Origin of the sequence: Clostridioides sp. ES-S-0049-02, from assembly GCF_020658465.1 — a bacterium.
GTDB lineage: Bacteria > Bacillota > Clostridia > Peptostreptococcales > Peptostreptococcaceae > Clostridioides.
This window is the reverse complement of sequence record NZ_JACVWG010000003.1, coordinates 92,345-117,685: the sequence shown is the minus strand read 5'-3', so window position 1 is coordinate 117,685 and position 25,341 is coordinate 92,345. Positions and strand designations below refer to the sequence as shown.

28 protein-coding genes are annotated in these 25,341 nt (G+C 28.7%); all 28 read right to left on the bottom strand.

All coding sequences use genetic code 11. From position 1 onward, the window contains the following. Positions 1-20: 20 nt before the first annotated feature. A complete protein-coding gene (locus IC213_RS09330; RefSeq protein ID WP_227434127.1) occupies positions 21-458 on the bottom strand; it encodes a divergent PAP2 family protein in 438 nt (145 codons plus the stop codon). Positions 459-487: 29 nt separating this feature from the next. Continuing rightward, positions 488-1,375, bottom strand: coding sequence for a polyprenyl synthetase family protein (locus IC213_RS09325; RefSeq protein WP_227434126.1), 888 nt, complete (start codon positions 1,373-1,375; stop codon positions 488-490). Positions 1,376-1,377: 2 nt separating this feature from the next. Then, on the bottom strand, positions 1,378-1,593 hold the full coding sequence (gene xseB, locus IC213_RS09320; protein ID WP_227434125.1) for an exodeoxyribonuclease VII small subunit: 216 nt from the start codon (positions 1,591-1,593) through the stop codon (positions 1,378-1,380). Position 1,594: 1 nt separating this feature from the next. Next, the gene (gene xseA, locus IC213_RS09315) at positions 1,595-2,800 is read right to left on the bottom strand and encodes an exodeoxyribonuclease VII large subunit (RefSeq protein ID WP_227863026.1); all 1,206 of its coding nucleotides are present in this window, start codon (positions 2,798-2,800) and stop codon (positions 1,595-1,597) included. Then, complete coding sequence (locus tag IC213_RS09310; RefSeq protein WP_227831237.1) at positions 2,797-3,909, bottom strand: O-sialoglycoprotein endopeptidase; 1,113 nt, start codon at positions 3,907-3,909, stop codon at positions 2,797-2,799. The genes xseA and IC213_RS09310 overlap by 4 nt, the downstream gene beginning before the upstream one ends. Further along, the gene (nusB, locus tag IC213_RS09305) at positions 3,893-4,399 is read right to left on the bottom strand and encodes a transcription antitermination factor NusB (RefSeq protein ID WP_227831238.1); all 507 of its coding nucleotides are present in this window, start codon (positions 4,397-4,399) and stop codon (positions 3,893-3,895) included. Before nusB ends, IC213_RS09310 begins: the two co-directional genes overlap by 17 nt. Positions 4,400-4,483: 84 nt before the next feature. After that, positions 4,484-4,846 carry an Asp23/Gls24 family envelope stress response protein gene (locus IC213_RS09300; RefSeq protein ID WP_227836211.1) on the bottom strand — a complete coding sequence of 121 codons (363 nt, stop codon included), beginning with the start codon at positions 4,844-4,846 and terminating at the stop codon, positions 4,484-4,486. A gap of 109 nt (positions 4,847-4,955) precedes the next feature. Then, the gene (locus IC213_RS09295) at positions 4,956-5,645 is read right to left on the bottom strand and encodes a SpoIIIAH-like family protein (RefSeq protein ID WP_227434120.1); all 690 of its coding nucleotides are present in this window, start codon (positions 5,643-5,645) and stop codon (positions 4,956-4,958) included. Positions 5,646-5,671: 26 nt separating this feature from the next. After that, the gene (locus IC213_RS09290) at positions 5,672-6,226 is read right to left on the bottom strand and encodes a stage III sporulation protein AG (protein ID WP_227863025.1); all 555 of its coding nucleotides are present in this window, start codon (positions 6,224-6,226) and stop codon (positions 5,672-5,674) included. An 11-nt stretch (positions 6,227-6,237) separates the two neighbouring features. Then, positions 6,238-6,849, bottom strand: coding sequence for a stage III sporulation protein AF (locus IC213_RS09285; protein ID WP_227434118.1), 612 nt, complete (start codon positions 6,847-6,849; stop codon positions 6,238-6,240). 59 nt (positions 6,850-6,908) lie between these two features. Continuing rightward, on the bottom strand, positions 6,909-8,114 hold the full coding sequence (gene spoIIIAE, locus IC213_RS09280) for a stage III sporulation protein AE (protein WP_227434117.1): 1,206 nt from the start codon (positions 8,112-8,114) through the stop codon (positions 6,909-6,911). A 100-nt stretch (positions 8,115-8,214) separates the two neighbouring features. Beyond that, positions 8,215-8,592: a stage III sporulation protein AD gene (gene spoIIIAD / locus IC213_RS09275; protein WP_227434329.1), complete on the bottom strand. Its 378-nt coding sequence runs from the start codon at positions 8,590-8,592 to the stop codon at positions 8,215-8,217. A 24-nt stretch (positions 8,593-8,616) separates the two neighbouring features. Continuing rightward, complete coding sequence (gene spoIIIAC, locus IC213_RS09270; RefSeq protein WP_009888937.1) at positions 8,617-8,814, bottom strand: stage III sporulation protein AC; 198 nt, start codon at positions 8,812-8,814, stop codon at positions 8,617-8,619. Positions 8,815-8,830: 16 nt separating this feature from the next. Continuing rightward, positions 8,831-9,352, bottom strand: a complete 522-nt coding sequence (locus tag IC213_RS09265) for a stage III sporulation protein AB (RefSeq protein WP_227482200.1) — start codon at positions 9,350-9,352, stop codon at positions 8,831-8,833. Next, positions 9,342-10,310 carry a stage III sporulation protein AA gene (gene spoIIIAA / locus IC213_RS09260; RefSeq protein WP_227823629.1) on the bottom strand — a complete coding sequence of 323 codons (969 nt, stop codon included), beginning with the start codon at positions 10,308-10,310 and terminating at the stop codon, positions 9,342-9,344. The genes IC213_RS09265 and spoIIIAA overlap by 11 nt, the downstream gene beginning before the upstream one ends. Positions 10,311-10,509: 199 nt before the next feature. Further along, positions 10,510-12,495, bottom strand: coding sequence for a fructose-1,6-bisphosphatase (locus tag IC213_RS09255; RefSeq protein ID WP_227482198.1), 1,986 nt, complete (start codon positions 12,493-12,495; stop codon positions 10,510-10,512). Between the two features lie 89 nt (positions 12,496-12,584). After that, a complete protein-coding gene (locus IC213_RS09250; RefSeq protein WP_227434113.1) occupies positions 12,585-13,124 on the bottom strand; it encodes a GNAT family N-acetyltransferase in 540 nt (179 codons plus the stop codon). Positions 13,125-13,329: 205 nt separating this feature from the next. After that, the gene (locus tag IC213_RS09245; RefSeq protein ID WP_227434112.1) at positions 13,330-14,643 is read right to left on the bottom strand and encodes an APC family permease; all 1,314 of its coding nucleotides are present in this window, start codon (positions 14,641-14,643) and stop codon (positions 13,330-13,332) included. 21 nt (positions 14,644-14,664) lie between these two features. Continuing rightward, entirely contained in the window at positions 14,665-15,390 is a 726-nt protein-coding gene (locus IC213_RS09240) for a gamma-glutamyl-gamma-aminobutyrate hydrolase family protein (protein ID WP_227863024.1), read from the bottom strand. A 35-nt stretch (positions 15,391-15,425) separates the two neighbouring features. Continuing rightward, positions 15,426-15,671, bottom strand: a complete 246-nt coding sequence (locus tag IC213_RS09235) for a TIGR03905 family TSCPD domain-containing protein (protein WP_227434110.1) — start codon at positions 15,669-15,671, stop codon at positions 15,426-15,428. A 359-nt stretch (positions 15,672-16,030) separates the two neighbouring features. After that, the gene (locus IC213_RS09230; RefSeq protein WP_227482197.1) at positions 16,031-18,031 is read right to left on the bottom strand and encodes a sigma 54-interacting transcriptional regulator; all 2,001 of its coding nucleotides are present in this window, start codon (positions 18,029-18,031) and stop codon (positions 16,031-16,033) included. Positions 18,032-18,061: 30 nt separating this feature from the next. Then, on the bottom strand, positions 18,062-19,780 hold the full coding sequence (locus tag IC213_RS09225) for a diguanylate cyclase (protein ID WP_227482196.1): 1,719 nt from the start codon (positions 19,778-19,780) through the stop codon (positions 18,062-18,064). 243 nt (positions 19,781-20,023) lie between these two features. Continuing rightward, entirely contained in the window at positions 20,024-21,262 is a 1,239-nt protein-coding gene (gene fabF, locus IC213_RS09220; protein WP_227434107.1) for a beta-ketoacyl-ACP synthase II, read from the bottom strand. Between the two features lie 28 nt (positions 21,263-21,290). After that, a complete protein-coding gene (acpP, locus tag IC213_RS09215) occupies positions 21,291-21,515 on the bottom strand; it encodes an acyl carrier protein (RefSeq protein ID WP_227863023.1) in 225 nt (74 codons plus the stop codon). Positions 21,516-21,579: 64 nt separating this feature from the next. Beyond that, positions 21,580-22,329 carry a 3-oxoacyl-[acyl-carrier-protein] reductase gene (gene fabG / locus IC213_RS09210; protein ID WP_227434105.1) on the bottom strand — a complete coding sequence of 250 codons (750 nt, stop codon included), beginning with the start codon at positions 22,327-22,329 and terminating at the stop codon, positions 21,580-21,582. After that, complete coding sequence (fabD, locus tag IC213_RS09205) at positions 22,329-23,279, bottom strand: ACP S-malonyltransferase (RefSeq protein ID WP_227434104.1); 951 nt, start codon at positions 23,277-23,279, stop codon at positions 22,329-22,331. The genes fabG and fabD overlap by 1 nt, the downstream gene beginning before the upstream one ends. A 15-nt stretch (positions 23,280-23,294) precedes the next feature. Further along, positions 23,295-24,224: an enoyl-[acyl-carrier-protein] reductase FabK gene (fabK, locus tag IC213_RS09200; protein ID WP_227863022.1), complete on the bottom strand. Its 930-nt coding sequence runs from the start codon at positions 24,222-24,224 to the stop codon at positions 23,295-23,297. Between the two features lie 106 nt (positions 24,225-24,330). After that, positions 24,331-25,317 (bottom strand): beta-ketoacyl-ACP synthase III, encoded by a 987-nt coding sequence (locus IC213_RS09195; RefSeq protein ID WP_227434102.1) that lies wholly within the window; start codon positions 25,315-25,317, stop codon positions 24,331-24,333. Positions 25,318-25,341 lie beyond the last annotated feature (24 nt).

Below are 25,341 nucleotides of genomic sequence, written 5' to 3'. Positions count from 1 at the left end.
TTATTTTGTAAATTTTAAATTTACATCAATATTAAAGCTGTTACTATACCAAGTAAAGCTCCAAACCAAACCTCTAGTGGTGTGTGACCTATTAATTCTTTTAATTTCTTCTGCTCTATATGCTTTCCATGTTGAAGGTCTGCTACCATCTGATTCAATATAGTAGCTTGTTTCCCAACAGCACGTCTAACACCTGCTGCATCATACATTATAATCAGTGCAAGCACAGTAATTATAGCAAAATCAGTAGAATTAAACCCTTTTTCAATGCCTACCACTGTAGCTAAACTTGTAACAAAAGAACTATGAGAACTAGGCATACCTCCTGAAATGAGTATTCTTGAAAACTCAATTCTCTTTCCCTTCCCAGTAAATATCTTTATAAATTGTGCTAAGAAACAAGCAATAAGACTTATTCCCAAAGCCCCATTGTTAAAAATCTCCGAAAAAAAGTTCATTTTTCCCTCCTCGATTTTAGCTGTATATTTTAATATTCTCTATCTATTATATATTCAGCCAATCCCTTTAAAAAATCTACATTGTCAGATAATTTTTCTATACTCTTCTTTGCCTCATCTATTAAATTATGTGCAATTTCTTTAGATTTATCTAATCCTAAAAGAGATGGATATGTTGATTTATGATTCTCTATATCACTGCCAACTTTTTTCCCTAATTTTATTTCATCTCCCACTATATCTAGTATATCATCTACTATCTGGAATGATAATCCGATATTTTTTGCATATTTAGTTATTTCTTCCATTTGTTCTGAATTTGCTCCACCTATAGTTGCTCCTGCTCTCATACATCCAACCATCATTGCAGCAGTTTTATTCATATGTATATAATCTAATTTTTCTTTTTCAATTTGTTTATTTTCACTTTCTACATCTACCACTTGCCCACCTATCATTCCATATATTCCAGCACCTTTAGCAATTTCATTTATAGCTTTTAGATATTTTTCTGGATTTTCTTTATTTATTGAACCTGCAAGCATAACTTCAAAAGCATAGTTCAGTAAAGCATCTCCTGCTAAAATTCCCATTGCCTCTCCATATACTTTATGGTTTGTTGGTCTTCCTCTTCTTAAATCATCATTGTCAAGAGCTGGTAAGTCATCATGTATAAGTGAGTATGTATGTATCATTTCAATTGCAATAGCAAAAGGTATAGCTTCTTCTTCATTTCCTCCAACTACCTTACAGGCTTCTAGTGTAAGTATTGGTCTTAATCTCTTACCTCCAGCGCTCAAGCTGTAGTTCATAGCCTCAATAACAGTTTTTTGATAACCTTCTTCTTTTGGCATATATTCTTTAAGTATATCTTCTATAAAACTTGCTTTTTCTTTTAAATGTTGTTTAAATTCCACTTTTATTCCTCCTCTATTCTAAAATCCTCTTCTATTCCTAATTGATTAAATTTACTTATTTTTAATTTTGCATCATCCAAAAGCTTATTACAATGTTTATAAAGACTAATTCCTTCTTCATATAAGCTTAAAGATTCATCTAAGCTAGCATTTTTAGATTCTAACTCATTTAAAATGCTCTCCAATCTTTTGTAAGCTTCTTCATAGGTTAAGTTCATATTATACCTCTTTATTTTCAATTTTATCTATTATACATTCTAAATTTCCATCTTTTAATACTATATCTATGTTATCTTCAGTTTTCAATCTTTTTATACTATTTATTACTTTTCCGTTTTTTTGAACTATACTATAACCTCTGTCCATAGTAGCTAATGGACTTAGGTTATGAAGTAATGCTCCAACCTTTATTAATTTTTCATCTTCTAATTTTAAATTATTTTCTATTCCAAAAATTATTTTATCATATATTTTATCCAATTGTATAACTTTATCTTTTATTATGTAAGAATCTAAATAGTTATTTATTTTATTAAACACTGATTCTAACTTGTATTGGTCTAATTCAACTTGGTTTATAAGAGACTTGTTAAGTCTGCTTTTTATATTCCCAAGTTTATATTTTATGTCATCTAATGATGGAGTTGCAATCTCAGCTGCTGTTGATGGTGTTGGTGCTCTCATATCAGACACAAAATCACAAATAGTAAAATCAGTTTCATGACCAACTGCTGATATTATTGGAATTTGAGAGTTAAAAACTTCTCTTGCTACCATTTCATCATTAAAAGACCAAAGTTCTTCTATTGAACCCCCACCTCTACCAACTATAATTGTATCCACATTCTTCATATGATTAAAAAATCTAATTGCTTCACATATTTCTTCTGCTGACCTATCTCCTTGAACAGTTACTGGATAAAGCTTTATATTGACCTTTGGATATCTTCTTTTTATTACATTTATTATATCTCTTATAACAGCTCCTGTTGGAGATGTTATAACTCCAATTGAATTTGGCATTCTAGGGATAGGTATTTTGTATTTGGAATCAAACAAACCTTCTTTATTAAGTTTTTCTTTTAATTTGTTAAATTCTATGTGTAAATTCCCAATTCCCTCTATTTCAATTTCATTAATATATAATTGATATGCACCATCTCTTTCATAAACTGATATATATCCACTAGCTACAACCTTTACTCCATTGTCTAATTTTAGATTACGATTAAAATTACTTTTAAAAATTACACAGTTTAGTTTTGAAGTTTCATCCTTTAACGATAAATAAACATTTCCACTGCTATGTATTTTAAAATTAGAAATTTCTCCCTTAACTTTAAGATTAGAAAGTATTGGGTCATTTATTAAAATTCTTTTAATATATGAATTTGCTTCACTTATATCTAAAGCTCTTAGTTTCATATTTTTTCTCCTAAAAAGTTATTCAATCCTATTATAGCACACCCAACAGCATTATCAGTTGAATATTGTGGCTCTGTAAAATGAGCTTTTATACAATTTTTACTTAGTTTTAAACTTAATTCTTTGAGGATATACTTACTTGCAGAAACTCCACCTGCAAAAACTACTTCTTCTACATTGTAAGCTTCACATAAATATATTAAAGATTTAAACATGTTTCTAACTACTGAATCCAGTACTAATTTAGATATATATTCTTTTTTATTTTTACTAATATTATCTCTATTGTCATCTATAATTTTATTCACCTGATTTTCTAATCCAGATAAATTCATATATCCCTCTCTTACAGAAGTTTTTAGACCACTTTCTATTTTAAGATTACAATTTAAAGCATTTTCATCTAGATATTTTCCTGAAGGAAATTTATATCCTAGCTTGACACCTATTCTATCTATAAGTTGCCCAAAGCTAATATCTTTACTTCCTCCAATTATATCTATATTATATCCAAAATTATTGTATAACTTACTTTTATCATCTTTTTTAGTATTTATTTTAGCTATTGCATCTAAGTTTTTTTTATTGCTTATTTTAGTTATTACATCTAAATCTTTGTTATTTGCATCATAATTATTATCATGCTTAGTTATTAAAAGTATCTCTGTAGTGCCACCTGACATATGAACAGAAATAAATTTGTTATTATTTTTTAATTTACTATTTAATAAACTAGCCTCAATATGATTTTCCTGATGAGTCGTTTCATAAAATTTACATCCATGTATACTTGATAATAACTTTCCAAAATTGTACCCAACATTAAATACAGGCATGTATGAATTTTCAACTGGTCTAGGCTTAATAGATGAACAAACTCCCTCTATGACAAATTTGTCCCCAAATGATTTTATCCTATCACTAAGTAATCCTAAATTATTTATGTGTTGAAACACAGCTTCACTTTGTCTCAATCCTTTTGAATTTTCCTTTACTTCTAGCATTATTTTTTCATTAAAAATAACTTTTTTATCTAAAGAGATAGCTGCTATAGAAGTAGTATAGCAGCTAGTATCAATTCCAATTATTATATTATTGTCCAATTTCATCAACAACACTTCCTAATATTCCATTTATAAATTTAGGAGATTTATCATCACAATATATCTTTGCAAGTTCCACAGCTTCATTTATTGATACTTTATTAGGAGTGTCTAAATAAACTATTTCACACACGGATAATCTAAGTATAGACACATCTACCTTTGGCATTCTATCTACTGTCCAATTTTTAGCATGCTTATTTATTAATTCATCTATCTCATCATGATTCTCTCTTAGTGCTTTACATACTGTATTTATATATTCTCTATCTACTATATCTTCAAGTTTAGTATCTTCTAATTTTAATTTTGCATTATTTGAGTACTTAAGTGTAAGTTCTTCATATCTATTTATAATATGTTCTGAATTATCTTTTAAGAAAGAATCCACTTTATCGTCTAAACCTTCAAACTCCTCTTTATTAATATTTATTTGGTATATAAGTTTCATTATATATTCCCTTGTTGTACTTTTTTGTGCCCTATCTTTTTTCATCAATTAAAATTCTCCTTTAAGTTTAATTATCTATATAAAATCAAATGCCAACAAAAAACCCTCTGACTTTTCAGAGGGCTAATATTAATTTTTCTTAGTTGCTTTTACTTCTTCTTTATCAGCTTTATCTTTCTTAAAGCTGATTCCTTGAATGTGTATATTTACTTGAGAAACCTTCAGTCCTGTCATTGTCTCAACAGTATTTTTTACATTTTCTTGAACTTTAAAAGCTGTATCTGGTATTGACATGCCATATTTTATCATAACCATTACGTCTAAATTAACATCCTCTTCTTCTATTTGTATCTTTACTCCATTATTTTTTAACAACTTATCTGTTAATGTTGCTGTAGTTTCTATGCCCTCAACTTCTAATGCTGCTAAACCAGCTATTGTAGCTATTACATCATTAGATATTTTTACTTGTCCAAATTTATTATCTTCCATATTAAAACTTACCTCCTGATTTTAAGGAACTATTTTTATAAGTATAATAATACCAAATACAACTCTACTTTGCAAGAAAATAACCTCAGTTAATTCTGAGGTTTATATTTTACTTAGTATTATTATTTGTAAGTTTAATATTTTCATACTTTACATTAGCCTGTTCTGCAACCAAATCAAATATTTTTGCTGCATCTTTTTTATCTAATTTAGCTTCATTTACAACAACATTGACTTTGCTATCACTTATATAAACTAATGCTTCTTCATATCCCTTTGTACTCAAAAGATTTTCTATTTGAAGCTCTTTTTCTTGAGTTTTAACTATATTTAATTTCATATTAGAAGCTTCTTTTCTAGATTCCTCTGTTGTAGATGGATTATTTATCATTTCATTTAAATCCTGAACTAATTCATTTCTTTGTTTTTCTCTATTCATTTTCATATCTAAAATATAAGATGCTTTTTTCATATTCTTTTCAGATGATAATTGAGCTTTTATTTCTTTACTTGTTTCAGTTACTTTTTCCTTAACCTTACTAGCCTTACTATCAACTATATCAATGTCAGCACTCTCTTTGCTATTTTGTTTATCTGTAGCATCTGAGTCTTCTTTATTGCTACTATCACTATCATCAGTAGTATTCTTCTGTAATTGAGCTTCTTCATATGCTTTAAATTCTTTTGATGTTTCTAGTAAAGATTTCTTACTAAGTTGATAATTTACTGTTCCTACTATTACTAACATTGCAGTTAAAGTTATTATTACAAATCCTCTTCCCTTATAATTAAACTTCATTCATTTATCCCCCCGGTTATATGTATTTATTTAGAATATATTTCTACTTGATGACCTGCTACTTGTAATGATGTTTGAACTGCACTATAAAGTGTTTCTTTGACATTTGGATTACTAGCTCCACTTGCTACTACTATCACTCCTTTTATCTTTGGCTCTGTAGTTTTTATAACTACAGGGTCACTTGAATTTGAAGTTATCATTGTTTTATTTTCACTTGAAGTTGTAACTGTTCTTTCTCCACCTTGTGCATCTTTCTCCTCTGTTGTTTCTGTTGTTTGGTTTGAGTTAAAAGCAGGTTGTATTTCTTCACTTGACTCAAATGTAATCATTACATCAACATCTCCTGCTCCATCAATTTTAGATAGTATTGTTGTTAATTTTGATTCTAAATCTTCTTTTTCATGTTCCTTAGCAACTTGTTTTTCAGTCTTTTTGTCAGCATCTGTTTTTCCAACTTTTTCATCAGTTTTGCTACTTGGAAAACAAGATAATAGTACTAATGATACCACACATATTCCAGCTATAGTTATTAGTGAATATACCTTTCTCTTATCTTTGTCGTTTAAGTTTTTAAACATTCTTCCAACTCCTATTTATCAATTTGTATAGTTTCTATAGAAACATCAAGCACTTTTATTAGGTCATTTTTTAGTTTGTCTTCATTTAGATTCAGTCCATACTCTGTACCTTTTTTAAAAACTTGTTTAGAATTTTCTTTGTCATTAGAGTTTATGCTATCTTCATCTCCTTTAGTACTATTATTTTCATTTTCTTCATCACTATTGCTCTTTGACATATTATTTTTTTCTTTTATTTTTATATTATTTATATTTGCACCATTAAGCTCTATATCTTCTAAATCATAACCATATTCATCAAGCTTTAGCTTAAGCACTTCTTTCAAACCATCTTCATATCCCTTAGATAAGCTAGTATTTCCAGTCTCTTCTGCTAAAGCATTTGTACTATCTACATATTCCTTATTGTAATTTCCCATAGATTTTAAAATTCTATCTTCTAAGCTCATGTCTTTTGAAAAAAATCCTACCACTGGAGTTATTACAATAAATACGAATATAAAATTTAACACCAAGTTCACATACGGCTTTATCTTGGAACTAGGTAAAATCATATCAACTATATTTACTATAAATGCTCCTATTAAAATACTAACTATCCATGCCTTTATGCCCTCTAACATAGCATCCTCCTCTCTAAAATATTTAGATTAAAAGTAATTACTCTTTATTAATCTATACATTATCCTTGACTTACAACACTTATCGAGGTCAAAATAGCTACAGTCACAAAGAACATTATTGTTATAGCAATTACTGATGCTAACATTATTATCATTAGATTTGCAACTTCATTTAAAAAATTTGATATTCCATCTTCTCCAACAGGCTCTACAATTATTGCTGCCAATTTATATACCACTATGACGGATAAAATTTTTATCACTGGAAGCAAACAAATCCCAATGAGTAAGATAAGCCCTATTCCACCAAATATATTTTTTATAAGTTGAGATGAAGATAGTAAAATATCCACAGAATCTGATACAAATCCACCAACAACTGGTATAAAGTTACCTATAGCAAACTTCGCAGTTTTTACACTGAATTTATCAAAACTAGTTACATATAAGCCTTGTATAGATACAAGTCCTAAATATACAGTAAACATAGCCCCAATAGAAACATAATTTATTTGTTTGACAAAAGAAAAAAATCTTTTTAGCCTTATGTTTTTTGATAAATTGTTTATTATTAGAATTCCAAATGCAACAGTTACTGATACAAATAAAAATTTCTTGAAAAATACATTTATAAATGTCACTCCTCCTATAAAAATAGGATTCAAAGTAGTAGATGTTATTGGAAATCCAATTAAAAGTAAAAATGTTATTAGTATTGGCATTATAACTTGCATAAGACCTACAGTATGGTCTATTGCATCATAACAAATTTGTAGTACATCTTTAAATCCAATTAAAGTGAGCGATACCATTGTAATAAATATTATATACGTTGCTATTTGACTAACTGCACCTGATGAAAAAGAATTCTCTAAACTTTTTAAAATAGATGACAATAAAGCTAATACTAAAATTACTGCTACTACCTTTAAACTTGCTTTAAACTCATCAAACATCAATATCTTCAGTCCATCTTTATTAAATAAATCTAAAATATTTTTTTCTCCACTAATTAGGTCTTTTACAAACGATTTTAAATTAACATCATTAATAACTATTTCTTTATTTATATAATCTTGAATTTCATTTATATCTAACTTGTCTAACTGACCATCAATATATTTATCTATGCTACTCTTAGCTTCACCATATTCTTTATCTTCGCTACTTGGAACCTCATTAGCAAATATTATAATGGCAAAGATATTTACAAAAAAGAAAGTCAATACAAATCCCATAATCATTGGTAAAAATCTTTTTTTCATAAGCAACCATGCCTCTCTTCACTCTATAAACCTCAATACAACAAAATATCCTTTAAATAACAACTAATATATCTATAGCTATCTACCTTAATATAAATAACTATGGAATTATATTCACCACCATTTCTACAATGGATAAAAGTATAGGGAAAGACATTGACATAACTATTATTTTTCCTCCAAACTCTAGTTTTGAAGCAATGTTTCCTTCCCCACAATCTTTACAAAGTTGTATTGCAAATTCCATTAAATATGCTATTCCTATTAATTTTATTATTAAAGATATATACATAGTTGGAATATTAGCTTTATTAGCTAAATCTTGTATACTATCTATTATAAAATTTAACTTAAACATAACTGATAATAATATTGTTACTCCAGTTATTATTGCTATGAAATTTGCTATTTCTGGTCTATCTTTTTTTATTACTAAACAGAGTGTAGTTGAAATGATTGCAATTCCTATTAATTGCATTATTTCCAAATTACTCCCTCCTCTTTAGTAAAGTTGAAACATTGTTCTTACAGTATTGAATAAATCACTTATTTCTGTTATTACCATCCCCAACACGATTATTACACCTGCCAAAGTAGTAAGCCCTGCCCAATCTTTTCTGTCTGTTTTTTCCAATATCATATTTAATACTGATATTAGAATACCTACACCTGCAACCTTTAATATCAATGATATCTCCATAATAAACCTCCCCATATTAAATCAATATAATACATATACCTATGCCTATAAAGGTTACTAATTTTTTATATAGCAACCCTTTTTTACTTATGTCTTCTTTTGTTTCATAGGTTTGTTTTTTCAGATTTTCTATAGATAAATCTATCATTCTTTGTTGGGACTCTATATCACTTTTTCCCAATGTAAGAATTAGATTTTTTAATTCCTCAATTTCTTTACTTCCAAGATAAGTTTCTTTAACTAAAATTTCAGTATTCTCTGATATTATTTTTTCTAAAGTTTTGCTTTGTTCATTGTGAAGTTCTTCTGAAATTTGATAGAAAAAACTCCAAAAACAAAAGTCTTTATTGCATCCTATCCTTCTAAAAATTTCTTCTAATGTATAAAGCCCAAAAGATAAATCCATCCTTAATATTTCTAAAACTCTTATTAAATCATTTAGTTGTTTGTGTCTTCGTGTATAGGTTTTGTATATATGTTCACCTATCAAATAACTACTTCCTATTAAGAGTGCTATAATAATTATCTTAATTTGCAAAGTACCATCTCTTTTCCTCTAAATCATAAATTTTTTCAATTGTCCCTGCACCTTTCTTAGCAGAAAGAATTATAACTTTTTTAAACAATTCTTTGTCTAAGAGTCTGTTTAACTCTTTTCTATTTTGTATATCTTCCATTGAATCTCCATGTACAGTAGTTATTAATCCAATACCTCCATTTAATGCTGTATATAATGCCTTTATTTCTTTCTCACTTCCAATTTCATCTGTCACAATAACATTTGGCGACATTGACCTTAAAAGCATTGTAATACCCAAATCTTTTGGGCAAGTTTCTATTATATCAGTCCTTATTCCAACATCCATCTGTGGAGCACCTAAGTAAGCTCCTGCTATCTCATTACGTTCATCTACTAGTGCTACCTTCAATCCTTTAAATCCATATTCTTCATTACCATTACTTAAATTTCTTACTATATCTCTAATTAAAGTTGTCTTTCCACATTGAGGTGGCGATATTATCAAAGTATTATTAATTTGATTTTTACCTTTTATGATATGACTTAAAATCTTATTTGAACATCCTATGACTTCTCTTGATACTCTTATATTTAAAGATGATATGTGTTTTATATTTTTGACTTGCCCATCTTCTACTATTACTTTTCCAACTAACCCTACTCTATGGCCTCCTCTCAAAGTTATAAACCCTTTTTTTATATCATCCATAAATGAATGTATTGAGTATTTACATATTATTTGAAAAGTTTGCTCTATATCTTCCCTTGTCACTATATATGAATTGTGCTGATTTAAATCAAGTTCCATAGTTTTTTGATTATAAAAATAATCTTTAGAGTTTGCATTTAGTATCAATGGTTTTTGTGAACGTAATCTAATTTCTTCTATGTTTAGATTATTGTCTGAGATTTTTTCTACCTTCTCTCTTATGTTTGTAGAAAGAGAGTTTATTATTTCATCTGAAAGTTTATTCATTTCTTGTCCTCCTCCTTTGTTTATATAATTCTATTTATAAAGGACAAGGAATATTACCAAAACCTATATAATTTTTTTAATAATATTTATCTATAAAAAAATGAACCCTATTGTTTAGGATTCACTTAATAAGTAAATTATTATAAAAATAAAAACTAAGACCACTCTCAAACATAGAGTTATCTTAGTTTTTTATTATCTACATTTCTTTTATTAGCCCTTTTTTATAGGCCATTAAAAGCAATTTTAAGTCTTCTATTTCTTCTTGTATTTTTACACCCTCATCAGTATCTCTCACCATTTTTCTCTTTGCCTTATGCTCTACTACAACAGTTGTCGATAAGATATCGCTTTCATTTGCAATAGCCTCTTCAGCAGAATTAAATGGTTCATGTGATACTAGTTGTAAAGTTCTAGAATTATATATCAAAGTGTATCCAGCTATACCAGTAGTTTTTTGATAGGCTCTAGAAAAACCACCATCTATAACAAGAATTTTTCCATTAGCTTTTATTGGACTCTCTCCATTTTTACTTTCTACAGGAACATGCCCATTTATTATATGTGATTCATCAAGTTCTAAATCAAATTCTTCAAATATTCTTTCACAAGCAACATCACTTTCTCTAAGCTTAAAATATGGATTCTTATTTTCTTTATGAGTCTCTTTTTCTGCTATAAAATATCTTTCAAATGTAGTCATATCGTCTTTTCCAAATAATGATGAACATTTTCCAGTCCACAAATACCACATAATATCCATACCATATAATTTTTCTTCTGCTTTATCTTTAAAGAAAAAACCTTCTCTTGCTAGAGATTCCATCTTATCCATAAGGATTTTACCTTTATACTCTTTTCCCATTATATTCATAGACATAAAGCTTCCATCTTCATTCAATGGGACACATCCATGAATTAATAAATTTGAGTTTGCCTTTAAATATATACTTCCTTTAGAAAATAAAAATGAAACATGCTTTTGTAATTTTTCGCTACCTCTAAATGAAGACACTAATTTTTCAATAACATTTTTTTCTTCAATACTCAATTTATATGGGTCTTTTTTGTCTATTGTAGGCAAATAAGTATCTTTTAGTTTATATGTTTTTCCTTTTAAAGTAATTGTTCCTTCTTCATAATTTATCATGTTAAGCAAAAGCCTATGCTCCATTTCAAACTCAGGTCTTCTCTTTATCACTTCACCTTCAAGTTTAAATTGAATTATACTTATTGCCTTATGCATTTTTGCCATTAAAGACTTTTCTGTTGTTGTCACACTTTGGTCATTAATCTTAGGAATAAATTCTTTACATGGGTCATCTTTATACATTTCTATTGCAAAAGTAGCTAAAGGTAATAGATTTATCCCATATATATCTTCTACGATATCTAGGTTTGCATATCTAGCCGAAATTCTAAGTGCATTTGCTATACAAGTTTTTTCACCTGATGCTGCACCCATCCATAGTATGTCATGATTTCCCCATTGAATATCTACACAATGATGTTCAATAAGCTTATCTACAATTATATCTGGTCTTGGACCTCTATCATAAATATCACCTATTACATGTAGTCTGTCAACAACTAACTTTTGTATAACCGTGGAAATTGCAATTATAAACTCTTTAGCTATACCTATATCAACTATTGTCTCAACTATACTTTTATAGTATTCTTCTTTATGTTCACTTTTAATATGCTCATGTAAAAGTTCTTCTATTATGTATTTAAAATTTTCTGGTAAAAGTTTTCTAACTTTTGACCTAGTGTATTTGCTGGAAGCATACTTACAAAGTTCTATAAGTCTATAGATATTTATTCTATAAAAATCATCTATATTTTCCTCTTGTTTAATTATTAAGTCTAGTTTTTGTTCAGGATAGTATACAAGAGTTGCTAGCATCTTTTTTTCACTATCTCTTATTGTATTTGAAAATAATTCTTCTATTTTTCTTTTTATTACACCAGAACCATTTTTTAAAACATGTACAAATGGCTCATATTCGCCATGTACATCTGTTATAAAATGTTCAGTTCCCTTTGGAAGATTTAATATAGCCTCTAAATTTATTATTTCTGTACTTGCTTTCGATATGCTTGGATATTGTTTTGATAATAACTTTAAATATTTAAGTTTACTATTTAAATATTCATCTGATATTTTACACAGATTTTTCATAATTCGTCCTCCAAAATTATATTAAGTTATATTCTTTTTTTAATTATACCATACTTAATATGATTTTTTCGAGATAAAATGTACACTAATTATATTCCTAATAAAAGTGACATCCCTATCAAATCAGTATAAACACCATTGTAATAACATTCTTTCTTTAATATACTTTCTACTTCAAATCCGACTCTTTTGTATAATTCTATAGCATTATGATTTTCTTCATTAGTAACAAGAGTTATTTTCTTAGTTATTCCATTTGATTTACACCATTCTATAAGGTCTAACATAAGTCTTTTGCCTAATCCAGCTCCCCAGTATTTTTCTTTAACAACAATTCCTAAAACTCCAACATGCTTTCCTTTTGCTTTTTGATTGGAATCAATTGTAGCAATACCAGCTATCTCTCTATCTATAAATGCAATTAATTTTATTGAGTTATCAGATGCTTTTGCTGACTCTATAGAATTTTCTTGGTCTTCTAAAGATATTTTATATTCATCTTTCCCAAATGAAAGAAAATGAGTTTCCCCACCTACTTCATTATAAAAATCTATAATAGCTTGGGCATCTTCTTTTACGCCTTCTCTAATAGATACTTCTATACCATTCTTTAAAGTTATTTCTGACATAAATTTACCTCCTAACAAGTTTTTTATCTAATAAACATAATACTATTATTTTACATCTATTACAATATTTTTCATGTATTAATAACAATATAAGGTTATACTAAAATAAAAATTTAATAATATTTTAATATAACCTTATATATTTATTTATATTCAATTTTTTGATAATATTCCTCTGCTAGTTAAATAGTATTTACAATATAATTTAAACAACTTTCTTTAAATCTTCTCCATAAACTTTTCTGTTATAAGACTTCATTATAAAGTATAGTGGTACTCCAACTGCTAATGCTCCTAATCCCATAACTAATTGGTGCATAGACGCCTGGAATAATAACCATGTACCAACACACACTGCAATTAAAGGAATTACTGCTCCAAATGGAGTTCTAAAAGTCCCTACTAATTCTGGTCTTTTCTTTCTAAATACTAACACTGATAGAGAAGTAGGTATATATTGTATAAATCTAGCAACTGCACTTATTGCTGCTAATTCAGCAAAACTTCCAGACAAAGCTATTGGTATAGTAATTATCATAGTTGCTATTATCGCTACATATGGTGTACCATTTTTATCTTTTCTTGCAAACATTCTTGGTAACATTTTGTCATCAGCTAAAGCTACACAGCTTCTTGGATTTACAAAAGCACCACACATACAAATTCCACCAACAGAAACTAATGTCCCAAAAGTAACTAATCCTGCACCCATATTTCCAAAACATATTCTCGCCGCATCTGCAACAGGAGTAGCTGTACTGGATAATTTATCTCCTAAAATACCAACACACACAACTTGATTTAATATATATATTATTGATGCAATTACTATTACACTTATAATTGCTATAGGTATATTTTTTTGAGGATTCTCCATATCTTCTGCTGCTACTGCTATAGATTCAAACCCTGTAAATGAATAAAACATTAAAAGTGCTGCTGCTCCAAATTCTGTAACTCCTGCTCCTGGTGGTACCATTGTTGAATTAGTAAAATTAGCTCCTTTTATAAAAAATACACCTATTACTATAAATAATACTAATGGAATTAGCTTACCTACTGTTATAACATTTTGTACAATTTTTGATAAAGATACTCCTAATAAATTTATAATTGTAAGTCCAACTATCATAGCTACTATTATAATTTTTTGTATATGTGGGTCACCTGCAGGAGCCCATACTGCTGATAAAGATGTAGGAAAACCTACTATTAACGCTCCCCAAGAAATACATCCTATTACCCATTTCATAAGACCTACTTCAAATCCAAAAAAATCTCCAAATGCTTCTTTGGTGTACACATATGCAGCACCATTTTTATTAAATTTACCTGCCACTTCAGCAAAACAAAACGCCATAGATAAAACTAATAGCATATCAAACATATATACAAATATACTCGCAACACCAAATGCTTTCATTGCGTTTCCTGGTAATAGGAAAACTCCTGCTCCTACAACCGCATTAATACCTAAAAGTATAATACTTATTAATCCCATTTTATTTTTTTCGTTCATGTTTAATCCCCCCAAGGTATATTATAAAGTTGAACAAATATTTATGAAATATTTAAATAACTTTTCCATTTTATCACAATAATCTACCATCATTTCTGGATGCCACTGTATTCCTACTACAAAATTTTCATCCTCTTTTTCAATAGCTTCTATTATACCATCTTTTGAGTATGCTATGGCTTTTAATCCTTCACCAAGTTGTTTAATACTTTGATGATGATAACTATTTGTAAGTAATTGTTTTCCTAAAATACCTTCTAAAATACTCCCGTCTTGAACATCTACCTTATGAGTAGCTACATGTCTTTTAGAAGATTGTGTATGTTTTATGTAACTTCCTTTAACAAGACTATTATCTTGATATAAAGTTCCACCTAGGCTTACATTTAATATTTGTAGCCCTCTGCATATACCTAGTATTGGCTTTTTAAGTTCTAAAGCTATACTTATAGCAATTAAATCAAATTCATCTACTTCGGGATATATAAACATTGTTTCTTCTCTTGTTTCTTCACCATATAATTGAGGATTAACATCCCATCCTCCAGATATTAAAACTCCATCAACCATCTCAATCTGTCTCTTTATAACTTCTCTATCTGTATTTACTGGAATAATAACTGGGCTACCTCCTCCCTTTAATACTGCGTTTATATAATCATTATTTACATAGGATCTTTCAAGCCCAGGAAACATTCCATTTTCCATTATTATCAGATTTCCTAAAATACCTATTATTGGTTTCATAATTAAACTCCTAACTAGTTGATTGTTTTATGTACTTATTTTTTATTTATATAATTCTCTAATGCTAGAGAAAGTTGGTCTGGACAAGATGTTGGTTTTGTTTTACACTCTATTCCTTTTAGTTTTTGAATTACATTTTCTATATTCATACCTTCAACCAATACTTTTAATCCTTTTAAATTTCCATCACATCCACCAACAAAATTTACATTTGTAACTTTGTCATCTTTTACCTCAAATTCAATTTCTGTAGCACAAGTCCCTGTTGTTTTGTATTTCATAATTAAACCTCCCAATTATTTTGTTGTCTTATCTATATAGTTAGCAATATATATGCCAAAATTTATACTTTACGTTTATTTATTATTTATCAAGTATTCACAATGCTTCCATCAAATATTTTTTTATTTTTAGATATAAATACAAATTTTTTTGCAAATAAAAATAGGTAATGGGTTATTTACTTATAACCTATTACCTATCTAAACCTATTATCTAAACCTATTTATATTTAATTTATTTTTATATGCTTTTAATATATAGTATTAAATGTTAATTTGAGCATAAGATGGTTTAACTTTTATATATATCTTTCCAAGTTCTAAGATATTTCTATTTAGAATCTTTTACTTTAATATACCTAATTTATATTATTGTAAAACTTTATACCTTCTTGTGTTATTTGACTTCCACATCTTCCAGATTTAGATGATATGTATCCACACTCACTCAAATAAGACAATACTTTTCTTACTTTACTTTCAGATATTTCAATACCCTCCTCTGTAAGTTTTTCTATTATAAAGCCTCTTCCAACTCCAGAAGTTAAATCTTTTCTTTCATATAGTATTCTAAGTATATACTCAAATTCTTTTTTTGTATAACTAACCCCATCATCAAAGCTACTAATATATTCTGTCTTTATATAAGGTGGAAGGTCATCTTTAAAAACCATACTTTCACACATTAAACTTACATAAGAAGCAACATTTTGCAACTCTCTTATATTTCCTGGCCAATTGTATTTTTCTAAAATAACCTCAACTTCAGGAGAAATTTTTATATCCTTTTCCAAAAAGAAATTCATGAGAGTTATTATATCTTCTTTTCTCTCCCTCAATGATGGTATGTCTATTGGTAGTACATTCAATCTATAATACAAATCTTCTCTAAATTTACCTTCTCTAATCATTTTAGGTAAATTTTTATTTGTCGCAGCTATAATTCTAACATCTATATTTATAACATTGTGGGAACCTATAGGCATAACTTGTTTTTCTTGAAGTACTCTAAGTAATTTTGTCTGTAATAATGGAGGCATATCTCCAATCTCATCTAAAAATATAGTTCCATTGTTTGCAAGTTCAAATAGACCTTTTTTCCCTTCTCTTAATGCTCCTGTAAAAGAGCCTTTTTCATAGCCAAATAACTGACTTTCTAATAAGCTATCTGGAACTGCAGCGCAATTAACTGCTATAAAAGGCTGATTACTTCTATTAGAGTTATTGTGAATTGATTGGGATAATAATTCTTTACCAGTTCCACTCTCTCCTATTATTAAAACAGAAAGGTCTGATTTAGATATTTTTTTAGCTAACTCTATACACTTTGTCATCCTCTTATTCTTAGTTTTTATATCTTTGAATGTGTACTTTGCTATTTGACCTTGCTCTCTTAATTTATTGGTAAGATTTTGTTCTAATTTTTTTATATAGGTTATTTCTTGTAAATTGTAGTATATACCAGCTTTATTACCCATAGAAAATATATTTTTTTTATTTACATTTATATATTTCTTATTTGTAAATACAACTTCATCAGCAATTTCTTTATCTTCAAGTAAAATATCCAAATCTTTAGAGATAATATCTTTTATGTTTTTTCCTCGTATATTTCTGTCTATACCTAAAATTTTTAATACTTCTTTATTAAATGTATTTACAACACCATCTATTGAAGTAAATATTATTCCATCCTTTGACAAATTTAATATAACATCTTGTTCTTCTATTTTTAGAAATAATTGTCTATAATTGTCTTTGACACCATTATCTAAGCTTATTAGACGTTCAGAATATACCATCAGATTTTTTCTTATTTCCTTCACATCAATTTTAAGCCCATTTATTATCTCTATAAAAGTAGATATATCAATGTATCTATTTCCTAAATCAATTACCTTATTTATATAATTTGGTACTTTTTGGGTTACTCCAGGTGTTATGGCTATATCTATATTTTCATAGGTTTGTCCTTCAATATATGGAGTAAGCTTTAAATTTTTTACTCCTATCTTATAAAACAGACTTATTGTTTCTAATGTAGTTTCTTTTGTGTCATTTACAACTAATACTTCTGTTCCATATGGTATTGAAAACAATCCATATATTTCTTTTTCTTTAAGAGTTCTTCTCACAACTATAATTTTACTATCTTGTACTAAATGCTTTCTCATGCTATTTAATCTGTCATCATTCATTACTAAAACAAAATCACCTTGTATTTTATCATCATCTTTTAAATTTTCTAAATAATAATGATTTATATCAAGATAATTTTCTAAAACTAATCGTATATTTTCTTCCAAGAAAGATGATAGTTTAGTTATCTTATCTGTTACTATAGCTATTGACTGCTTCATATTTATACCTCATATCTATATAATATACAATTATTTGTACACTACTTTATTTCTTCCAAGCTGTTTTGCTTTATATAGATTTTTATCAGCTTCTTCTAATATGTTTTTGCTATCAGAGACATGGGCTATACCTGCACTTATAGTCACAGTCACATCTTCACCCCATTTTTTATTTTCAATTGCATTTCTTATATTGTTAATTATATCAAACACTTCTTCACCAGATTTATCTCTTATCAATACAGAAAACTCTTCTCCACCATATCTAAATACTTTATCTTCTTGCTCAAGCATAACACAAATAGTATTTACTATGCCCTTTATGACAACGTCTCCAAATTTATGTCCATAATTATCATTTATAAGTTTAAAATTATCTATATCTATCATTACAAGTGCAAAGTTATCATCTTTTTCTCTGTACTTATTATACATAATATCAAAACTTTTCCTATTATAAACATTTGTAAGTCCATCATGTAAATTTTGTGCTTTAAAGTACTTCAATCTATTATATAAAAAAGTAGAACCTAATGTAATAATTAAAATTACACTAAATAATATTTTATAAGACTTAATTTCTTTTTTACTTTTTTCAAAAAACTCACTTTCACGTGATACCTTATCAATTATATAAAAACTAATTTCCGAATCTCTTATACTTTTGCTCTCTTTATATTCATTTATTAATATCTTCTGGTACTTATTTACAGAGTTTACATTCCCTTGTTTCTCATATATATTCAATATTTCATTTAAGGTTTTTATTTTCTCTTGAGTTAACTTTCTTTTAGTAGATATCTCTAGGCTTTTTTTATAGTTATCTATTGCAGAATCATAGTTTTTACTTTTATATTCCAAATTTCCCATTGCCATATAGTAATACATACCTTTATCTAATATATGAATTGATTTATCATATTTTATAAGATAATCAGCTCTTTCTAAAAGAGTCATTGCCTTTGATATCTCATTTTTTCCTACATGTGCATTTGCCTGCATTATAGAAGCCATTATTTCAAAATCATTGTAATCATCTATGTTTACAAACTTTTTATAGTCTTTTACATTGCTACATGTTTCAATGGCTTTATCATATTCTCCCAACTCTACATATATTTCTGCTAAATTTATAAGAGCATATAATCTAACCATTCCATTTTTTTCATCTTCATCAACATCTATCTTAAAAGAATCCTTTATTAATTTTTCTCCTGTTTCATATCCACCTACCTTTAAAAGTATGCTCGCCAAATCAACATCTAGTCTTGCTTTTTCATAATTATCCCCTAATTTCTCAGCTAATTTTATAGACTTTACAGTTAAATCTACTGCGCTAGAATAATTATTATCCATTATGTACACTGATGCTAGTCTTTTCTCTATACTAAATCTACATTCATCAGATAATTTTACATCTGATGTTCTCATCTTTTCTAACGAATCAATAATTATCTTCGTTCCATCTGGGACATATGAAATAGTCTTTAACATATCCCAAACTTCATTATATACTTTATTGTATTTTTTTTCTGGGATAGATTCAAAAGAAGTTTTGACCATTTTTTTTGCTTCATCATACTTCTTATCTGACACAAGACTTTCAGATATATATTTTCCTTTATTTATAATTTCTCTTTCTTTAAGTCCATTTTGATCATACCCTATAAACAAAATAATACTAATAAGTATTATAGCTATAAAAATTATCTTTTTGGGTAAACTTTTCTTTGGTAGTCTAAAATTCAAAATTTTAGCCCTCCTTCTGTATATTGTAGAATGAAAAATTGCATATATATAACCTCTCAATAATTTATGATACAATATATCAAAATGATTTACAACATGTGCTAGAATTAAAATTTAATAAAAAAGTCCCCTAAATTAGACATTTATTCTAATTTAGGGGACTTTTAATTTAGTTAATATAAATTTATAAGGTCAAAAACAAGTGCTTGTTTTTTAATGTTATTTTTAATATTTGTCATTTATTTATACATATTTTTTTAGTACAATTGTAGCATTATGCCCACCAAAACCTAAAGAATTTGATAGTGCATATCTAATATCTTTTTCTTTACCTTTATTTGGAACATAATCTAAATCTAAATCTTCGCCAACTTCTTGTATATTTATAGTTGGAGGTACAAAATTATCTTCTATACTCATTGCACAAACAACTGCTTCTATTGCACCTGATGCTCCTAATAAATGACCAGTCATAGATTTTGTCGATGATACACATAAATTATATGCATTTTCTCCAAATACAGTTTTTATAGCCATAGTTTCATATAGGTCATTATAATAAGTTGAAGTTCCATGAGCATTTATATAATCTACTTCTTCTAGTGGAACATTTCCATCTTTTAAAGCCATATTCATAGACCTAGCTGCTCCTTCTCCATTTTCAGCTGGAGTTGTCATATGATATGCATCAGCAGTTAAACCATATCCTACTACTTCTGCATATATTTTTGCACCCCTTGCTAAAGCATGTTCTAAGTCTTCTAATATAACAATACCTGCTCCTTCTCCCATTACAAATCCATCTCTGTCCTTGTCAAATGGTCGTGATGCAGTTTTAGGGTCATCATTTCTAGTTGACATAGCCTTCATATTACAGAATCCAGCAAATGCAAGTCCTGTTACAGCAGCTTCAGAGCCTCCTGCTACCATAATATCTGCATCTCCTCTTTGTATAACCTTAAAGGCATCACCTATTGAATGAGTTCCTGATGCACAAGCTGTACATACATTAGTATTAGGTCCTTTTGCTCCTAAAAATATTGAAACTTGACCTGCTGCCATGTTTCCTATCATCATAGGTACAAATAGTGAACTTACTCTTTTGTTTCCTTTTTCTAAAAGAATTTTATGTTGAGTTTCTATTGCTTCAACCCCACCTATACCAGAGCCTATTATAACTCCAACACGTTCTCTATCAACTTTATCTAAATCAAGATTTGCATCTTCAACTGCTAATTTTGCAGAAACTATTGCAAATTGAGCAAATTTATCTAATCTCTTTAATTCTTTTTTGCTTATATATTCCTCTGGATGAAAATTCTTAACTTCTCCTGCTATTTGAGTTTGATATGTGCTAGCATCAAAATTAGTTATTTTATCTATACCAGATACTCCAGATTTTATATTGTTCCAGAACTCTTCTTTTCCTGTTCCCAATGGTGTAACACATCCAAGTCCCGTTATTACTACTCTTTTATTCATCTGATACCTCCACTTTTTTAAAGCTCGACTATTTGTTAGCTTCTATATAGTTAACTATGTCCCCTATAGATTTGAAGTTTTCTGCTTCTGTATCTGGTATTTCTATACCAAATTCATCTTCAAGTGACATTATTATTTCTACTGCATCTAATGAATCTGCTTCTAAATCTTTCATTAATGATGTTTCCATAGTTATTTCTTTATCTTCTACTCCTAATTGTTCTATTATTATTTCTACAACTTTATTAAACATTGTGTTCCTCCTAAGATTTTTTATTTTAAATAGATTTCTCTACTTTTTAAAGTATTATTTTTTATTATTGCATTACCATTCCACCATCTACATTTAACACTTGTCCTGTTATATAACTTGACATATCACTAACTAAAAATGCTACAGCATTGGCTACATCTTCTGGTTTACCATAAGATTTTTTTGGTATATTTGATAATGTTGATTCTTTTACCTCATCACTTAGTACTTTAGTCATATCTGTTTCTATAAATCCTGGTGCCACTGCATTTATATTTATATTTCTTGATGCTAATTCTCTTGCAGAAGATTTTGTAAATCCAATCACGCCAGCTTTTGATGCACAGTAATTAGTTTGACCTGCATTTCCCATGATTCCAACTACTGAAGTCATATTTATTATTCTACCATATTTCTTTTTCATCATAGGTTTAATAACTGCTTTTGTACAATTAAATACACCTTTTAAATTTATATCTATAACTCTATCAAAATCTTCTTCTTTCATTCTCATAAGTAATGCATCTTTAGTTATACCTGCATTATTAACTAATATATCAATTTTTCCAAACTCTTTTATAATAGAGTCCATCATTTGATTTACTTCATCAGATTTAGATACATCACATTTTATAGAAGTACATTTTACACCCATACCTTCTATTTCACTTTTAGTTTTTAGGGCTTCATCCTCTTTAGAAGTATAATTGATTACTATATCAGCTCCAAGAGATGCTAGTTTCTTTGCTATTTCTCTCCCTATACCTCTAGAGCCACCAGTAACAATTGCTACTTGTCCTGTAAGATTTATCATTATATCTCTCCATTTCCATAATCTTGTACAAATTCATTTAAAGAATCTATACCATCTATATTGTAAATATTCACACTTGCTTTTTTATTAGAGGCTATCTTCTTAATAAATGCTTTTAAAGTTTTTCCTGGTCCCATTTCTATAAAAGTATCATACCCATCATTTAATAATCTTTCTATAGAATCTTCCCAAAGTACAGAAGAACTTACTTGTTTTATAAGCAAGTCTTTACCTTCATTTTCATAGTAATCTGCATTTACATTTGCTACTACATCAACTTTAGGCTTAGTTATATTAACTTTGTCTAATTCACTAGCTAGTTTTACTCCAGCTTCTCTTAACATTGATGAGTGGAAAGGCCCACTTACATTTAATTTAACAGCTCTTTTTGCTCCTGCCTCTTTACATTTTACCATTGCTTCTTCTATCTTTTCATTTTCACCAGATATAACTATCTGACCAGGAGAATTGTAATTTGCTACTTCTACAATCCCTCCTTGTATGTCTTTTACAACACTTCCTAATATTTCTCTATCTAAACCTAAAATCGCTGCCATAGCTCCAACTCCTGTTGGTACTGTTTCCTGCATAAATTTACCTCTTTTTTTAACTAGGCATACAGCATCTTTAAAATCAATTGCATCTGCTGCAACTAATGCACTATATTCTCCTAAAGATAAACCTAAACATGCATCATATTTTAAATCTATTTTTGATTGTATCGCTTTTAGTACAGCTACACTATGTGTAACCATAGCTGGTTGAGTATTTTCAGTTTTAGAAAGTTCTTCTTCACTACCCTCAAACATAAGCTTTTTTAAATCTATATTTAAGGCACTACAAGCCTCGTCTATCACATTTTTAGCAACCTCGTTATTTTCATATAAATCCTTAGCCATCCCTACATACTGGGCTCCTTGACCAGGAAATACTAGTGCAACTTTTCCCATCATGCTCCTCCTGATTTACAGTTCTATGCCTGGCATAATCTCTTTTGCTTGATTTACCATAGTTTCTATAATTTCTTTACAAGGTGTTATTTTTTTTACCATAGCAGCACTTTGACCTGCCATAAATGAACCTTTTTCTATATCTCCATCTACTGTTGCAAATCTTAAAGCACCTGTACCTTTTTGGTCTAATTCTTCAGGAGTAGCTCCATTTTGTTCCATCTTTAAGAATTCTTTTGATAATTTATTTTTTAATGTTCTTACTGGATGACCTGTGCTTCTTCCTGTAACAATTGCATCTCTATCTTTTGCTTTTAACACTAATTCTTTGTAGTTTAAATGTACAGAACACTCTTCACTACAAATAAATCTAGTTCCTACTTGAACTGCATTCGCACCCAGTGCAAATGAAGCAACAATACCTCTACCATCTACAATACCTCCTGCTGCTATTACAGGTATATTAACAGCATCAACAACTTGTGGAACTAAAACCATAGTAGTAAGCTCTCCTATGTGTCCTCCACCTTCTGTCCCTTCAGCTATTACTGCTGTAGCTCCTAACTTTTCCATTCTTTGCGCTAAAGCTATTGTTGGTACTACAGGTATAACTTTTGTTCCAGCTTCTTTTAATCTGTCCATATACTTTGCAGGATTTCCAGCGCCAGTAGTAATAACTTGAACCTTCTCTTCTATAATTAAATCTATTATATCATCTACAAATGGTGACATAAGCATTACATTTACACCAAAAGGTTTATCTGTTAATTCTTTACATTTAACAATTTCTTCCTTTATAGCTTCTTTTGGTGCATTTCCTGCTGCTATTATTCCAAGTCCACCTGCATTAGATACAGCACTTGCTAATGATGCAGTAGCTACCCATGCCATTCCCCCTTGGATAACTGGGTATTTTATATTTAACAGTTTGCAAATTTTATTCATATCATTCTCCTTCACTTAAAATCAAAAGTAAACTTTTTATTGTAAATTAACTTTAATTTTTAGATAAAGCTAATTTTGTTAATTAAAGAATTTTAGATGTTTTGTACTATAAAGTCCACTTAACAACTGAAGCTCCCCAAGTTAAACCTCCACCAAATCCAACTAAAACTACATTATCACCTTTTTTGATTTTTCCTTCTTTATATGCTTCATCTAGCGCAACAGGTATAGATGCAGCAGACATATTTCCATACTTATTTATATTTACATAAACCTTATTCATATCAAGCCCTAATCTCTTAGAAGAAGCTTGTATTATTCTTATATTAGCTTGATGTGGTATTAGATAGTCTATATCAGTTGTATTTAAATTTGCTTTTTCAAGAGCTGTTAAAGATGTTTCTGCCATCTTTCTAACTGCAAACTTAAATACATCGCTACCTGCCATCTCTATTGTATGTAGATTAGCTTCTACAGTATCTTTACTTGCTCTAAGTCTTGAACCTCCAGCAGGTATCTTTAAACAATCTTTTCCCCTACCATCAGAACCCATATGTGTAGATAGGATTCCGCCTTCACTTACAGGTCCAATAACAGCTGCTCCAGCACCATCTCCAAATAATACTGCTGTTGACCTATCATTGTAGTTTAGAAACTTTGAGCAAGTTTCTGCTCCTATTACAAGTACATTTTTATAACAACCAGTTTCCACAAATTGCTTTGCAATAGTTACTCCATATACAAATCCAGAACAAGCTGCTGATATATCAAATGCAGTAGCATTCACTGCTCCTATTGCTTCTTGTACTATACATGCAGTTGAAGGCAAAGACATATCAGGAGTAATTGTTGCCAAAATAATCAACTCTATGTCCTCTACGTTTAACTTTGCACACTCTATAGCTTTTAAAGCAGCCTTAGATGCTAGGTCAGAAGTTGCTTCATTATCTTCTACAAATCTTCTTTCCTTAATACCAGTTCTAGTGCTTATCCACTCATCTGATGTATCCATTATTTTTTCGAAGTGAAAATTATCATATGATTTCTCAGGTAGATAACTTCCCACACCTAATATTCCAGCCTTTGTATTCATTATATATTAAACCTCCAAAACGAG